Annotated in this window: 15 protein-coding genes; 10 read left to right on the top strand and 5 right to left on the bottom strand. The window is 55.4% G+C overall.

Going from position 1 to position 13,481, the window contains the following annotated elements; translation table 11 throughout:
• Positions 1-40: 40 nt before the first annotated feature.
• Genes SYN8016DRAFT_RS06740 through msrA form a run of 6 tightly spaced genes read left to right on the top strand, consistent with a single transcriptional unit; the run spans position 41 to position 6,325 of the window.
• Positions 41-2,323, top strand: coding sequence for a BamA/TamA family outer membrane protein (locus SYN8016DRAFT_RS06740; RefSeq protein ID WP_006853584.1), 2,283 nt, complete (start codon positions 41-43; stop codon positions 2,321-2,323).
• Positions 2,323-3,177, top strand: a complete 855-nt coding sequence (gene lpxC / locus SYN8016DRAFT_RS06735) for a UDP-3-O-acyl-N-acetylglucosamine deacetylase (protein WP_038013499.1) — start codon at positions 2,323-2,325, stop codon at positions 3,175-3,177. The genes SYN8016DRAFT_RS06740 and lpxC overlap by 1 nt, the downstream gene beginning before the upstream one ends.
• Before the next feature lie 5 nt (positions 3,178-3,182).
• Entirely contained in the window at positions 3,183-3,647 is a 465-nt protein-coding gene (gene fabZ / locus SYN8016DRAFT_RS06730; protein WP_038013497.1) for a 3-hydroxyacyl-ACP dehydratase FabZ, read from the top strand.
• 5 nt (positions 3,648-3,652) lie between these two features.
• A complete protein-coding gene (gene lpxA / locus SYN8016DRAFT_RS06725; RefSeq protein ID WP_006853581.1) occupies positions 3,653-4,504 on the top strand; it encodes an acyl-ACP--UDP-N-acetylglucosamine O-acyltransferase in 852 nt (283 codons plus the stop codon).
• Entirely contained in the window at positions 4,504-5,679 is a 1,176-nt protein-coding gene (lpxB, locus tag SYN8016DRAFT_RS06720) for a lipid-A-disaccharide synthase (RefSeq protein ID WP_006853580.1), read from the top strand. The genes lpxA and lpxB overlap by 1 nt, the downstream gene beginning before the upstream one ends.
• Before the next feature lie 13 nt (positions 5,680-5,692).
• Positions 5,693-6,325 (top strand): peptide-methionine (S)-S-oxide reductase MsrA, encoded by a 633-nt coding sequence (msrA, locus tag SYN8016DRAFT_RS06715; protein WP_006853579.1) that lies wholly within the window; start codon positions 5,693-5,695, stop codon positions 6,323-6,325.
• 311 nt (positions 6,326-6,636) lie between these two features.
• Here the strand turns inward: msrA and SYN8016DRAFT_RS06710 are convergent, their stop codons facing one another.
• From SYN8016DRAFT_RS06710 to SYN8016DRAFT_RS06690, 5 genes are read right to left on the bottom strand one after another with little or no spacing between them, the layout of a single operon-like run.
• Positions 6,637-6,873: a hypothetical protein gene (locus SYN8016DRAFT_RS06710; protein ID WP_006853577.1), complete on the bottom strand. Its 237-nt coding sequence runs from the start codon at positions 6,871-6,873 to the stop codon at positions 6,637-6,639.
• Between the two features lie 32 nt (positions 6,874-6,905).
• Positions 6,906-8,396 (bottom strand): leucyl aminopeptidase, encoded by a 1,491-nt coding sequence (locus tag SYN8016DRAFT_RS06705; protein WP_006853576.1) that lies wholly within the window; start codon positions 8,394-8,396, stop codon positions 6,906-6,908.
• A gap of 37 nt (positions 8,397-8,433) precedes the next feature.
• Positions 8,434-9,048 (bottom strand): hypothetical protein, encoded by a 615-nt coding sequence (locus SYN8016DRAFT_RS06700; protein ID WP_006853575.1) that lies wholly within the window; start codon positions 9,046-9,048, stop codon positions 8,434-8,436.
• 4 nt (positions 9,049-9,052) lie between these two features.
• The gene (locus SYN8016DRAFT_RS06695; RefSeq protein ID WP_006853574.1) at positions 9,053-9,640 is read right to left on the bottom strand and encodes a hypothetical protein; all 588 of its coding nucleotides are present in this window, start codon (positions 9,638-9,640) and stop codon (positions 9,053-9,055) included.
• Positions 9,641-9,694: 54 nt separating this feature from the next.
• Positions 9,695-10,423 (bottom strand): response regulator transcription factor, encoded by a 729-nt coding sequence (locus SYN8016DRAFT_RS06690; RefSeq protein WP_038013899.1) that lies wholly within the window; start codon positions 10,421-10,423, stop codon positions 9,695-9,697.
• A 106-nt stretch (positions 10,424-10,529) separates the two neighbouring features.
• Between SYN8016DRAFT_RS06690 and SYN8016DRAFT_RS06685 the strand changes: the two genes are divergently transcribed.
• Genes SYN8016DRAFT_RS06685 through SYN8016DRAFT_RS06670 form a run of 4 tightly spaced genes read left to right on the top strand, consistent with a single transcriptional unit; the run spans position 10,530 to position 13,460 of the window.
• On the top strand, positions 10,530-10,859 hold the full coding sequence (locus SYN8016DRAFT_RS06685; RefSeq protein ID WP_006853572.1) for a DUF1825 family protein: 330 nt from the start codon (positions 10,530-10,532) through the stop codon (positions 10,857-10,859).
• A gap of 36 nt (positions 10,860-10,895) precedes the next feature.
• Positions 10,896-12,143, top strand: a complete 1,248-nt coding sequence (tyrS, locus tag SYN8016DRAFT_RS06680; protein WP_006853571.1) for a tyrosine--tRNA ligase — start codon at positions 10,896-10,898, stop codon at positions 12,141-12,143.
• 49 nt (positions 12,144-12,192) lie between these two features.
• Positions 12,193-12,579 carry a hypothetical protein gene (locus tag SYN8016DRAFT_RS06675; protein WP_071778035.1) on the top strand — a complete coding sequence of 129 codons (387 nt, stop codon included), beginning with the start codon at positions 12,193-12,195 and terminating at the stop codon, positions 12,577-12,579.
• Complete coding sequence (locus SYN8016DRAFT_RS06670; RefSeq protein ID WP_006853569.1) at positions 12,579-13,460, top strand: SMP-30/gluconolactonase/LRE family protein; 882 nt, start codon at positions 12,579-12,581, stop codon at positions 13,458-13,460. Before SYN8016DRAFT_RS06675 ends, SYN8016DRAFT_RS06670 begins: the two co-directional genes overlap by 1 nt.
• Positions 13,461-13,481: the final 21 nt, after the last annotated feature.

The raw sequence follows: 13,481 nt of genomic DNA, 5'->3' as shown, positions 1-13,481 counted from the left end.
GGACGTTTCCGGTCGTTTCGGCCGATATCCGCACCACCTCATGGTCAATTCCTCCTCATGCCGAACCAGGAACGCCGTTCGGCGAGGAGCTTTGGGGCTAGCTCTGGCCCTTCCGCTTCTGACCACCCTTCCGGCTCGAGCGCAAGCTGAGGCTGACTCCGATCAGAGTTCGGAGGAACAGATCCAGCTCGAGGATGCCCTCACTGGGGATTCTCCTGATTCGCAATCAGCACCTCAATCAGCACCTCAATCCGTTGAGGTGGAAGCTTTTGAAGATGGTCAGGAAGCACCTGTTGCTGCTGAAAACGAGGGCCCTGAGCAGCCAAGAATTCTGATTACAGAGGTGGTGATCGAAGGGATCGATGGTCACCCCGAGCAAGAGCGGGTGGAATTGGCTGCTTATGACGCCATGACCGTGCGTCCTGGTAGCCGCGTTACCAGGGATGAACTTAAAGTTGATTTGGAGGCGATTTACGCCACCGGTTGGTTCTCAGACGTTCGCATCGAACCGGTTAATGGTCCGCTTGGCGTGCAACTTGTTGTTCAGGTTGTTCCCAACCCTGTACTGACCAAGGTTGAGTTGCTGCCTGAAGACAATGAGATCCCTCCACAGGTTATTGAGGATGCCTTTAGTTCCGACTACGGACGCACGCTGAACCTCTCCGAACTTCAGCTTCGGATGAAAGAACTTCAAACCTGGTATGCCAGCGAGGGGTATGCCCTTGCCAGGGTCACAGGACCGACCCGAGTCAGTCCAGATGGGGTTGTGCAGCTCAAAGTTGTTGTCGGTACGGTTGCGGGCGTTGAGGTGCAGTTCCTGAACAAGGAAGGCGAAACCACCAACGAAAAAGGTGAACCGATTCGTGGAAAAACCAAACCTTGGGTGATTACAAGAGAAATATCGATCAAGCCAGGTGAGGCTTTTAATCGCAACCAACTTGAGGGTGATATCAAACGCCTTTACGGAACATCGTTGTTCAGTGATGTCAAAGTCACACTGAAGCCCGTTGCCGGAAATCCAGGCGAAGTTAATATTGTTTTGGGAATTGTTGAGCAGTCAACCGGTTCTCTATCAGGCGGCTTGGGCTATAGCCAAAGTCAGGGTGTGTTTGGACAGGTTCAGGTTCAAGACAGCAATTTGTTTGGCCGTGCCTGGAATCTGGCTCTTAATCTCACCTACGGGCAGTACGGCGGTCTCGCAGATTTCACGTTTACTGATCCATGGATCAAGGGGGATGCCCATCGCACCTCCTTCAGGGCCTCTTTGTTCTTGAGTCGTGAGGTTCCTCAGGTCTTTCAGAGCCAAAACAATGGCGACATTGTGACCGTCACGGATTACGAAGACAACAAATCGTCCCGTGCTTACGCGATTAATAGAAGTGATAATCCAGCCGGGCGCAAGTTTGATGATGTTGGAGATGCCTCTGATCTCTTCCCCGAGTACAGTTGGTTCGATTATCAGGGCGACTCTGTTGCCCTGCAAAGGATTGGCGGAAATATCATTTTTGCAAGGCCTCTTAATGGTGGTGACCCCTATAAGAAAGCGCCATGGCAGGTTCTTGCGGGTTTAAATGTTCAAAGTGTTCGACCCATCAATTTCGAGGGCACTTCTCGTGTGTATGGCACCCCTAGTGACCGTGATAAAAACAGTATTCCGAATGAAAATATTATTTGCATCTCTTACAATTGCGCTACTGAAAATAATTTAGCTGGCTTGCGATTTGCTGCCACCTACAACACTTTGAATGATCCCCGCAATCCAACCTCGGGTAATTTCTTTAGTTTCGGGACCGAGCAATTCCTGTCGGTTGGTGAGAACTCACCAACCTTCAACCGTGTGAAAGCAAGCTATACCCAATTCTTCCCCGTGAATTGGCTGAAAATTGCCAAGGGTTGTCGGCCTAAGCCCGGCGAAAAAGCAAATTGCCCACAAGCCATTGGTCTTCAACTCAAGGCTGGTTCCATTGTCGGAGACTTGCCCCCTTACGAGGCCTTTTGCCTCGGCGGTTCGAACTCAGTGCGTGGTTGGTACGACTGCGATCTAGCAGTTGGTCGTAGTTACGGCGAAGCAACCCTGGAATATCGCTTTCCGATTATCAGCATTTTCGCTGGGGAATTATTTGTTGATGCGGGCACCGATTTTGGTTCCCAGAGCAGTGTTCCGGGAAAACCCGGCAAATTGCTGAAAAAGCCAGGTTCAGGCTTCTCTATCGGTACGGGTGTGATCGTGACGACGCCTGTGGGTCCATTGCGTCTTGAGGTTGCCAGTCAGGATTTGACCGGTGAATGGAGATTCAACTTAGGTGTGGGCTGGAAGTTCTAATGATGTCTTGGCCTGCGGATTACAACGGGCCTTGGACGTTGGCATCAAGGGTGTCGCGCTCCGGGATTGGTTTGCACAGTGGCCAGCAATGTGAAGTCAGCCTGGTTCCTTCTGAGCAGGAAGGCTTCTATGTGCGCTGGCTTGATCAAACCTCAGAATCCGTTCGTTTAGATCCCTCACAGGTGCGCGACAGCCAGCTGTGCACCACCCTCGATTTTGGAGACAGACAGCTTTCCACCGTGGAACATCTGCTCGCAGCTCTGGCTGGCTGTGGCGTTTCCCATGTTGAGCTGCAGGTATCAGGAACGGAAATACCGCTTCTCGATGGTTCTGCTTTGGGCTGGGTGGAAGCGATCGCAGAAGCCGGATTAACTCCAGCGTCGACACCACGTCGTCCCCCGGTGGTGCTCTCTGCCCCGCTGGCCTTTTATCGCGGAAACAGCGCCATCGTTGCAACGCCTGCTGATCGCTTCACGCTGGTTGGCGTGATTGATTTCCCTCAACAAGCGATTGGTCGCCAGCAATTGGCCCTCGAGCTCACGCCTCAGACCTTTGTGGAAGAGATTGCGCCTGCTCGGACCTTTGGTTTTCGCGAGCAAGTGGAGCAACTTCGCGCCTCGGGTCTCATTCGTGGAGGCGCTTTAGATAACGCCCTCGTTTGTGATGGAGATTCCTGGGTGAATCCGCCGCTGCGTTTTCAAGATGAACCAGTGCGCCATAAGGTCTTGGATCTAATCGGAGATCTCGCTCTCGTGGGTTTCCCTCAAGCCCAGGTGCTTGCCTATCGCGGATCCCACGGCCTTCATACTGATCTGGCCGCGGCACTTGCCGATCAACTCGTTCCCCAACGCTGAGCCACTTGACCGTTCTTGCCTCTACCGACTCGCCTTCTGCCGTGCTCAATGCTGAGCAGATCATGGGTCTGCTGCCGCATCGTTATCCCTTCGCCTTGGTGGATCGGGTGCTTGAGCACGTTCCAGGTGAGCGCGCTGTCGCGATCAAGAACGTCACCATCAATGAGCCCCATTTCCAGGGGCATTTCCCTGGTCGTCCCTTGATGCCTGGGGTTTTGATTGTTGAAGCGATGGCTCAGGTGGGTGGATTGATCGTGACTCAGATGCCGGATCTCCCCCAGGGCTTGTTCGTATTCGCCGGAATTGACGGTGTTCGTTTTCGTCGGCCGGTGGTTCCTGGAGATCAATTGAGGATTACCTGCGAGTTGCTCAGCCTTAAACGAAAGCGTTTTGGCAAAGTAAAGGCGGAGGCCACGGTGGATGGACAGCTTGTCTGCTCCGGTGAGCTGATGTTTTCTCTGGTGGATTGATCGTGATGAGTGAGGAGCTCTCCACATCAGTGATCACGGACGATCGCCCCGCTCAGGTCCATCCGATGGCGGTGGTGGATTCCCGAGCGCAACTCGCCAATGGTGTGGTGATCGGTCCTGGAGCTGTGATTGGTCCTGAGGTGAGCATCGGAGCGAATACCTGGATCGGTCCCAACGTCGTGCTCGATGGTCTTCTGCGCATTGGCGCTCACAATCGCATTTACCCGGGTGCCTGTTTAGGTCAAGAACCTCAGGATTTGAAATACAAAGGCGCTCAGACGGAGGTTGTCATTGGTAATCACAACACCATTCGTGAATGCGTCACGATTAATCGTGCTACCGATGAAGGGGAGCAGACTCGAATTGGGGACAACAATTTGCTCATGGCTTACTGCCACCTTGGGCATAATTGTTTGCTTGGAAATAACATTGTGATGTCGAATGGCATCCAAGTTGCAGGCCACGTGCTGATTGAAGATCGGGCTGTAATCGGTGGTTGTTTAGGAATTCATCAATTTGTGCACATCGGCGGCATGGCCATGGTTGGTGGCATGACCCGTGTGGACCGTGATGTTCCTCCCTACTGTCTTGTGGAAGGGCATCCAGGCAGAGTTCGGGGTCTCAATCGTGTGGGCTTGCGCCGCCAGGGCTTGCACCGCCTCGAGGGGGGGCAGGAATTTAAACAGCTTCAGGAGATCTGGTCGTTGCTCTACCGCTCCGACCACGTTATTTCCGATGGCTTAAACCTTGCGAGGCAGCAGGCTTTGCTGCCTGCCGCAAATCATCTCTGTACGTTTTTGGAGGGTTCCTTGTCGACAGGTCGACGGGGCCCCATGCCTCCTCCATCGAGTCGCTGATGGTGCGTCTGCTCATCAGCACCGGCGAGGTGTCAGGAGATTTGCAGGGAAGCTTGCTGATTCAGGCCCTTTGGCGCGTCGCTGAACGTCGTGGACTCTATTTAGAAGTCCTCGCGCTGGGCGGTGAACGGATGCAGGCAGCTGGAGCTGAGTTGCTGGCCGATACCTCTCCGATGGGAGCGATCGGTTTATGGGAAGCCCTGCCTTTGGTCGTGCCAACGATTCGATTGCAAGCCAGGGTGGATCGGGTGTTGCAAGAACGTCCACCCGATGGGGTGGTGTTGATCGACTACATGGGCGCCAATGTGCGCTTAGGCCACAGCCTCAGAGACCGTCTGCCGGATGTACCAATCACCTATTACATCGCTCCCCAGGAATGGGCTTGGCGCATTGGGGAGGGAGGCACCAAAAGTTTGCTGCAGTTCACAGATCGCATCCTGGCGATTTTCCCTGAAGAAGCCGAGTTTTATGCCGGTCGAGGCGCTGAGGTGACCTGGGTCGGGCACCCCCTTCTCGACATGGTTCCGGTTTCGCCTGATCGCCAGGCTGCCCGTCGTGCGCTGGGTTTGCCCTCGGAAGGAGCCCTCTTGCTCTTGATGCCTGCATCACGGCCTCAGGAATTGCGTTACCTCATGCCTGAATTGGTGCAGGCTGCTGCCACCCTTCAGGCCCGTGACCCATCGTTGAATGTGATGGTCCCAGCGGGATTGGAGCGCTTTGAGGAGCCTTTGCAACAGGCCCTAGACCAAGCGGGAGTTCGCGGGACCGTCATTCCCGCCGATCAGGCGGATGCCATGAAGCCCCACCTGTTTGCCGCTGCGGACTTGGCACTGGGTAAATCGGGCACGGTGAATCTGGAATTAGCCCTTCAGGGTGTGCCGCAAGTGGTGGGCTATCGCGTCAGTCGTGTGACGGCCTGGGTGGCACGGAGAATTCTGCGTTTTCACGTGGATCACATTTCGCCAGTCAACCTTCTGCTTAAGGAGCGTTTGGTTCCGGAGCTGTTACAGGAGGATTTCAACGCCGATCAGCTTGTGGCCTTGGCGATTCCGCTGTTGGATCACCAGGAGGAGCGCCAAAAGATTTTGGATGGGTATCAGCGCTTGCGTGACACCCTTGGTGAACCGGGTGTGACCGACCGTGCTGCTGAAGCCATTCTTGACCAGATCCAATAGCCATCCTGACTGTATGCGTGCGTTGATCCCGCTGGTTTTGGCCAGCATCCTGTTTTTGAACCCAATGTCAGCCCTGGCAGCTGTCCAGGATGCGGTTCTAGCTGGCGGCTGTTTTTGGTGCCTTGAACATGATTTAGAGGATTTGGAAGGTGTGATTTCTGCCGAAAGTGGTTATAGCGGCGGCCATGTGGATAACCCCACGTATCAACAAGTGAGTGGTGAAAAAAGTGGACACCAAGAGGTTGTGCGGGTGCGATTTGATTCCGATAAAATCAGTTATGCCACTCTTTTGCAGCATTACTGGCGCAATGTTGACCCGCTTGATGGACAAGGCCAGTTTTGTGATCGAGGAGACTCTTATCGGCCAGTTATTTTCACCGCTGGAGAGAATCAGGCTGTGGTTGCGCAAGCGAGTGCTGCTTCTGCTGCCAGTGAATTAGGGGTGTCTAAATCTAAGATTAAAGTGCAGATTCGTGATGCAGTTCAGTTCTGGTCTGCTGAGGATTATCATCAAAATTATGCCAATAATAACGAGCTTCGTTATCGCTATTACCGTTTCAGTTGTGGGCGTGATCGCCGTCTTGATGCCGTATGGGGCGAACGTGCAAGGACGGGAGCAGCATGGGCGAGCCCCAGCTCCCAATAACCACTTTTTAAAAACCGAAGAAAATCTGTAATTCGGGCCTTGGTTCCATTCAGGCATTTCTCAGTGAAGATGCGGGTTATCCCCTCTCGACGCCTTAAGACTTTGTCCTTACCATTGGCCCAAGATTTGTGGAGGGGCTGTATGTATCTGCTGACGATCAAGGATGGTCTAGTGACGCGTCACGTTGGTCCTTATCCGTCGACGAAGCAGGCTTCGGATGATTTGGATCGTGTACTTGCGACGTGTTCTGAGCGGGCGCGTTGGCAAATTCATGCCCTTGAGTGCCCACGTGCGATGACTGCGGTTGCGTCCTAATCGGCTCGTCGGCCTGGATAACCGCTGAGAAGACCGCTTTCAATCATTAAGCCGATTCCTGCATTGATGCAGATCAGGCTCAGCGTTCCATACCAAAACCAAGGGCCACGGTCCTGTCCTAGTAGCTGAATAATCCTTCGACTGATCGCTTCCCCGAACAGGCAGAGACCTGCAGGTAAAAGCAGAACTCCAAGTTGAGCTCGCACGTACCAGCGCAAGGGTCTGGAAGCCATTTGTTTTTGTGGGTTCACAGTCTTGGGAAAATTTAAGCCTCGGCTTGCTGGGTTTGAGCACACACCCAATTCACCAAGGTGCGGACTCCATAGCCTGTGGCTCCAGCAGGATCCATTCCTCTTCCTTTATCGCTCCACACCGTGCCGGCGATGTCGATGTGGGCCCATGGGATGGAGCTTTGGACAAATTCCTTGAGGAACAAAGCGGCTGTGATTGAGCCTCCTGGGCGAGGACCTGTGTTTTTCAGGTCCGCAAGCAGTGATTTCAGTCCTTTTCGATAGTCCTGGTGCATCGGCATGCGCCAGATCCCTTCCCCTGCATCCTTTGCTGCTCCCTCTAAGGCGTGGGCAAGCGCATCGTCTCCAGTCCAAAGCCCGGCAATCTCGTCGCCAAGGGCAATCACGCAGGCTCCGGTCAATGTGGCCAGGTCAACGATGGCATCGGGTTCGAGCTCGGATGCATAAACCAAGGCATCCGCGAGGGTGAGCCGGCCTTCCGCATCCGTGTTGTTGATTTCAATCGTGGTGCCATTGGACGCGGTGACGATGTCACCGGGGTGCACGGCAGATCCGTTGATCATGTTTTCGCATGACGCCACCAGCATGTGCACTTCCACCCCCTCGGGGCGGAGCTCAGCGATCGAGCGCATCGCGCCAAGAACGGCTGCACTGCCTCCCATATCGAATTTCATCATGTCGATCTGAGCAGCACCCACTTTCAGGTTGTAACCGCCGGAATCAAACGTGAGTCCCTTGCCCACCAAGACCACCCGTCTTGTGGCCGGACCTGAGGGGCGGTAGGTGAGATGGATGAACTTGGGATCCATATCTGAGCCTTGACAGACGGAAAGGAATGACCCCATTCCCCTGGCTTCACAGTCGCTGCGCTCGAGCACCTTCAAGTCCAAGCCATGCTCATGCGCCAGCTGAGCGGCGCTGTCCGCAAGGGCGGATGGGGTGACGCTGTTCGGAGGCGCCGCAACCAGTTCTCGTGCGAGCTCGACCCCCGCGCAAATGGGATGCACCGCTTCGAGGGCACTGCTGAGCGTGTTGGGGAGAGGGCCAAGCAGTTCCAGACGCTCGGGGTGGATGCTGGGCTCGGGTTTGCTGCGGAAGCGTTGATCGCTGTAGAGAGCAAGCCTGACCGCTTGCGCTGCAACGCTGACTGCGTCTGCAGGATTCACGGCGTTCCATGGCAAGAGCAATCCGAGGCTGCCTGCTTGCTCCTTGCTCGCCCGTGCCGCAGCAGCTCCAGCCTTCCGAAAGCTATTGACATCAAGTGCTTCAAGAGGGCCCATGCCGATCAGCACGAGGGATGAGCAGTTGGGGTTGAGGAGTTGAAGGCTCGCCTGCTCTCCGCTTTTTCCTTGGAACTTGCGTTGTTCCAACCAGTCGCCCAGGGAGATGGAAAAGCGTTCCTCCATCGCTGGGATCCAGCCATTGGGATCCCCCTCTGCAATGCCTAGGGCCAAGACGGTTCCCGACCAGGCCTGTGGCTGGGCCGAAGAGAGGGAGATCTGCATGGAGATTGGGCGCGTGAGTCGATGCTACGGGGCACCCTTAATCGGCATGGAACGGTGTGGACCAACGCGCACGGGTTTCCTTGTTGAAGGGCGGTTGCCAGAGGCGAATCAAGGTTTGTTCCAGGCGTCGTCGTGAACGGGTGTCCTGGGGAACATCGGCCCAAAAACGAATGCTTGTGCTGCAGCACAAGCCCGTGCCCATGCAGGCCTCTTGGTAACTCGCCAAGTAGGCCTTGCAGTCGTGCTCGCCCTTCCAGCGACGATCAGCCGCCTTGGTTTCTCCGATGTAGAGAAGGATGGGATGGTCGAGTTCTTTCGGGCGATCCATCACGAGATAGATGGCCGCCCCTTGATGGCGACTGTTGGGCCAACGCCAGAAGCTCAACGCTAAGGGCCTGAGCTGAAGAGGCTGGAAATTGCTCAGCGGATTGGTGTTGTCGCTGGCAAACAGTTGTTGTTGTCCAGTTGGTTCATCTCGATGCCCGGCCTCAGACTCCAATGGTGGTGCGAACAGAGGTGCCTGGAACTGATGGATGCGCTCTTGCCAACCCCGCAACAGCTCCGCACTCAGGGGCAGGGACGGATCGATCAGTCCACTGGATTCTGCTAATGGCTGCTCGAAAAGGTTGCCCTGCCCAGGTGGAGTGCCCATGGGTTTAGCCCCTTGGAGGAAGGCTGGGGCCGGATGGCCGCGCCCCAAAACTCACGCGACCAATCAGCTGTTCCACAGCATCAGGGGGTAAACACACGCGTTCCTGGAGATCGGCGAGATGTTCAAACGGCTTAAGCCGCCTCTCCTGGATCAGACGTTGGAGTCGGGGTTTTGGCCAGTTGAGCGTCTGCTCCAACAAGGTGGGGGCAGCGGCATTGAGATCCAGGGGGGGCTGTTCAGGCAGCACGGGAGCATCCCCATGCCAGCGGAACACCAGGTGGGGTGTCCAGCGCTCCACCAGATCATGAGGAAGGTTCAGCAGAAGAACGAGATCATCCAGCTGGGTGAACTGCACCCCACCCCGTTGGAGTCGCATTAAGACGTCGACCATCGCCTCACTGCAACCGGGCAGTTTTTGCCATTGCTCAGGGGTTGCCCTGTTGACATCCAGGCTCCAGGTTTCTGCTGGGGTAGGAGGAGCGCTCAGCTTTTGTTTCGCTGGTTGTTTTGCTTGGACAGGATCTGGAGGTAGATCGCCGGTGGCCTGCAAGAGCTTGCGAGCCAGGGGGTCAAGCCAGTGCTGGCGCGCCATTGATTCGGGAACTTGCTTCTTGGCCAGGACGATACCGAGCCCAAGCCTCAGGTGTTAGGGGTTCCAGCGTGGAGGCTGGGTTGGGATTTCGATCAGTCCCTGTTGAAAAGCCACCACCACGGCATGGGTGCGATTGTTGGCCTGCAGTTTGCGCAGCAGGCTGCCGATGTGGGATTTCACGGTGTCGATGGAGACGACAAGGCTGTCTGCGATGTCCTGATTGCTCATTCCTTTGCAAAGTCCACGCAGCACGTCCTCTTCCTTCAGGCTCAGTTCGGGAGGAATGGCGCCGGAGGCGGTGCGTCCCAGTCGACCGTGCCGGAGAACGTCGGCGATCACGGCATCGTGATACGTGCCATCGGATTCCATGGCGGTCAGCGCAGCTGTGACGCCTCCCATCCCGACATTTTGATGGGAGCACAATCCATCGCAGGGTGCGTCGATCGCCTGGAGGATGGTGCGCAGAATTGGACGCTGAACAAGCAGCAACGCTTTCAAGCTGGGATTGTTCTGCTTGGCGCGCCGAACGAGGCTCGGGCCATTGCCACCCTCAAGCTGGTCCGTACAGATCAAGAGGTTGGCATCCGTTGTTTGCAACCTCTGAAGACATTCTTCTTCAGTCGTGGCGGCAGCAACGAGCTGCCCTAAGTCCTGAAACCAGCCCATCCAGCTGGCCATTAACACCTGATCAGCACTGGCAATCGCTGTGCGACTTCCGCGCAGAAGACTGTGACCCTGCTTGCTGCGTGTCTGAAGTCTGGGGATCTGGGAGGTGAGATCCAAGCCGTTTTGAAACTCTCCACATGTTGGCTTTGGTGAGGGGGCGTGGATCCGCACTGTGAGGGATTGCGTGAATTGTTCAAAATATGAACGACTCTTTCTCAGGACCATGGCCTTCTTCGATTCCGAAATCGTGCAGGAGGAGGCCAAGCATCTTTTTGGCGATTACCAACAGTTGATGCAGCTCGGGTCGGATTATGGAAAGTTCGACCGAGAAGGGAAGAAGAAGTTCATCGACACGATGGAAGACCTGATGGAGCGTTACCGCGTTTTTATGAAACGCTTTGAGCTCTCAGAAGACTTTCAAGCCAAGCTCACGGTCGAACAGTTGCGAACGCAGCTTGGGCAGTTTGGGATCACGCCTGAGCAAATGTTCGAACAGATGAATCAAACCTTGGAGCGGATGAAGAGTCAGCTCGAGCAATCGGAAGGTCAGTGAGCCGTACGATCCGTCGCACAGCCAAGTCCTCCTTCGATGACAGTCAACCGCAATTCACTTCCGAACTGGTTGGCGCGGGGGATGGCCGATTTATTTCCGGACGGGAATCCTGATGATGGGGATCAGGCGTTAGCTGCGCGCTTGGCCGCGGCTGCCAAGGATGGCCGTCCACTTCGGGTGAAGTTGGGCATTGACCCAACAGGAAGCGATATTCACCTCGGCCACAGCATTTTGTTTCGCAAGCTGCGTGCTTTTCAGGATGCGGGGCATACAGCCGTCTTGATTATTGGTGATTTCACCGCTCGGATCGGTGATCCAACGGGCAAGAGTGCTACACGCGTTCAGCTCACAACGGAGCAGGTCGAGGCCAATGCGACGACCTATCTGCGCCAGCTAGGGCAAGGACAACCCAAGGAACGGGCCCTGCTTGATTTTGAAACTCCAGGACGCCTGGAGGTGCGACGCAACAGCGAATGGCTTGAGGGCCTGGACTTGTCTCAGGTGATTGGCTTGCTGGGAACGGCCACCGTGGGTCAAATGTTGGCCAAGGATGATTTTGCCAAGCGTTATGGGAGCGGTACCCCAATCGCTCTGCATGAGTTCCTCTATCCCTTGCTTCAGGGGTATGACTCTGTGGCTGTGGATGCTGATGTGGAGCTGGGGGGGACGGATCAGAAATTCAATGTGGCGATGGGGCGTGACTTGCAGCGTCACTTCGGCCAACGAACGCAGTTCGGCTTGCTCTTACCCATCCTTGTTGGTCTTGATGGCGTTCAGAAGATGAGTAAGAGCCTTGGCAACACGGTGGGCTTGGAAGATGATCCGCTGTCGATGTACTCCAAGCTCGAGAAAGTTGGTGATGCGGCCATTCACGACTATCTGATGTTGCTCACCGATCTGGCCGATGAAGCCTTGCCGGAGAATCCCCGTGAAAAGCAAAAAGCCATGGCTTTGGCGGTGACGGCAAGCCGCTATGGCATGGAGGTGGCCCAAAAAGCTCAGGCGGATGCTGCCACGTTGGTGGCTGGATCGGGTGCAGCAGCGGCGGATGTGCCAGAGGCATCACTTTCTGCAGTGAATTTTCCGGCCAAGGCGTTCTATCTGCTCAGTGCGGTGGGGATCTGTGCCAGCAGTAGTGAGGCGCGCCGGCAAATCAAAGGGGGAGCCGCACGCCTTGAGGGAGAGAAAATCACCGACCCCAATCAAGAATTTGCTTCAGTATCCGAATTGGAAGGGAAGGTTCTTCAGCTAGGCAAAAAGACATTTAGGCGATTGGTCCCTTGATGTGCTGCTATGACTGCTCCAGCTCAAAACCAGGAGAAGCATGCTTGACATGAACTCTTCGCGTTCTGTCTTCGGAGTGGTCCTTGCCTGTTTGGCGGGTGTGGGAATGCCAGCACCGACCCATGCTGGCATTAAGGATGAATATGAGCGAGCTCAGGCGTGTGACTACAGCAAGGCTGACTATGGAAGCGATGTTGGTGTCTTTGATGAGGTAAACGTACGGTTTTGTATCAGTGAGGATCGTCGATTTGTTGTGTATGTGATGCGTAGCGGTAAATCATGGACCTTGCCCTTTGATCGTGACTATCGCCAGGCCGGAGCGATGAGTTTGAATACCGTTGAGGGCGATAAATTAGTTCACTATACCAAGAAAGAAGGTGTGGTCAAGCGCGTGATTCTGGGAAGGAAACGTGTAGATAGGCCTGTTTTGTATTGATGACCTGTCGTTGTGTGTTGCCGATCGCCGCAGGGTTGGCAGAAGGACCCTGCTGGTGGTCTGAGCGGAACATTCTGCTTTGGGTGGATATTGAGGCTTCCAGAATTGGCCTGTTTGATCCTGCAACAGGAAACAATGATTTTTTGTATCTTCCTGCCCACGTGGGTGCTGTTGTTCCCACATCCGTCGGCGATTTGCTCTTAGCAACAGCGGCGGGGTTGATGAGGATGGATCCGAGCAGCGGGGCTGTGACCCTGTTGTTGGATCCAGAGGTCGACCGGCCTGGCAATCGCTTCAACGACGGTAAATGTGATCCTTGGGGCCGCTTTTGGGCCGGCACGATGGCCTATGACTTTGAGCCGATGGCTGGTGCTCTATGGCGGCTGGATGGTGATGGAAGGATCACGCGCCAACGCCGCCAGCTCACCATTTCCAACGGACTGGCTTGGAGTCAAGACCGTGGGACGCTCTATTTCATTGACTCGCCAACGCTGAAGGTGATGGCCTTCCCGCTCACCAGCTCAGGTGAGATCGCCGCAGAACCCAGCATCTGTGTGCAGATTCCAGAGGATTGGGATGCCGTTCCGGATGGCATGTGCATCGATGCGGAGGGAATGCTTTGGATCGCCCTCTTTGGTGGTGGGGCGGTCACGCGCTGGGATCCCATCAGCGGTCAATTGCTCGACCGATTGGCGGTGCCTTGTCGTCAGGTCACCTCCTGTTGTTTTGGCGGTCCCCACTTGGATCAGTTGTTTATGACGACCGCAAGAAGGGAGATGGATGCTGCTGCCATTGCGGCTGAGCCCTTGGCTGGTGGCCTGTTTCAGGCGGATGTGGGTGTGAAAGGTTTGCCTGCCGATACTTTTCAAGTGGCGGCTTGACCTGAGGGGGTGCTCATGACC

The organism is Synechococcus sp. WH 8016 (genome assembly GCF_000230675.1).
GTDB lineage: Bacteria > Cyanobacteriota > Cyanobacteriia > PCC-6307 > Cyanobiaceae > Synechococcus_C.
Note: the sequence above shows the minus strand (reverse complement) of the source record. Positions and strands in the feature narration are given on the sequence as shown.

Bases quoted from the DNA above. Each gene is read 5' to 3' on its own strand.
- SYN8016DRAFT_RS06740 (WP_006853584.1), top strand. From the start codon at position 41: ATGGTCAATTCCTCCTCATGCCGAACCAGGAACGCCGTTCGGCGAGGA.
- lpxC (WP_038013499.1), top strand. From the start codon at position 2,323: ATGATGTCTTGGCCTGCGGATTACAACGGGCCTTGGACGTTGGCATCA.
- lpxA (WP_006853581.1), top strand. From the start codon at position 3,653: ATGAGTGAGGAGCTCTCCACATCAGTGATCACGGACGATCGCCCCGCT.
- lpxB (WP_006853580.1), top strand. From the start codon at position 4,504: ATGGTGCGTCTGCTCATCAGCACCGGCGAGGTGTCAGGAGATTTGCAG.
- msrA (WP_006853579.1), top strand. From the start codon at position 5,693: ATGCGTGCGTTGATCCCGCTGGTTTTGGCCAGCATCCTGTTTTTGAAC.
- SYN8016DRAFT_RS06710 (WP_006853577.1), bottom strand. From the start codon at position 6,873: ATGGCTTCCAGACCCTTGCGCTGGTACGTGCGAGCTCAACTTGGAGTT.
- SYN8016DRAFT_RS06705 (WP_006853576.1), bottom strand. From the start codon at position 8,396: ATGCAGATCTCCCTCTCTTCGGCCCAGCCACAGGCCTGGTCGGGAACC.
- SYN8016DRAFT_RS06700 (WP_006853575.1), bottom strand. From the start codon at position 9,048: ATGGGCACTCCACCTGGGCAGGGCAACCTTTTCGAGCAGCCATTAGCA.
- SYN8016DRAFT_RS06695 (WP_006853574.1), bottom strand. From the start codon at position 9,640: ATGGCGCGCCAGCACTGGCTTGACCCCCTGGCTCGCAAGCTCTTGCAG.
- SYN8016DRAFT_RS06685 (WP_006853572.1), top strand. From the start codon at position 10,530: ATGGCCTTCTTCGATTCCGAAATCGTGCAGGAGGAGGCCAAGCATCTT.
- tyrS (WP_006853571.1), top strand. From the start codon at position 10,896: ATGACAGTCAACCGCAATTCACTTCCGAACTGGTTGGCGCGGGGGATG.
- SYN8016DRAFT_RS06675 (WP_071778035.1), top strand. From the start codon at position 12,193: ATGAACTCTTCGCGTTCTGTCTTCGGAGTGGTCCTTGCCTGTTTGGCG.
- SYN8016DRAFT_RS06670 (WP_006853569.1), top strand. From the start codon at position 12,579: ATGACCTGTCGTTGTGTGTTGCCGATCGCCGCAGGGTTGGCAGAAGGA.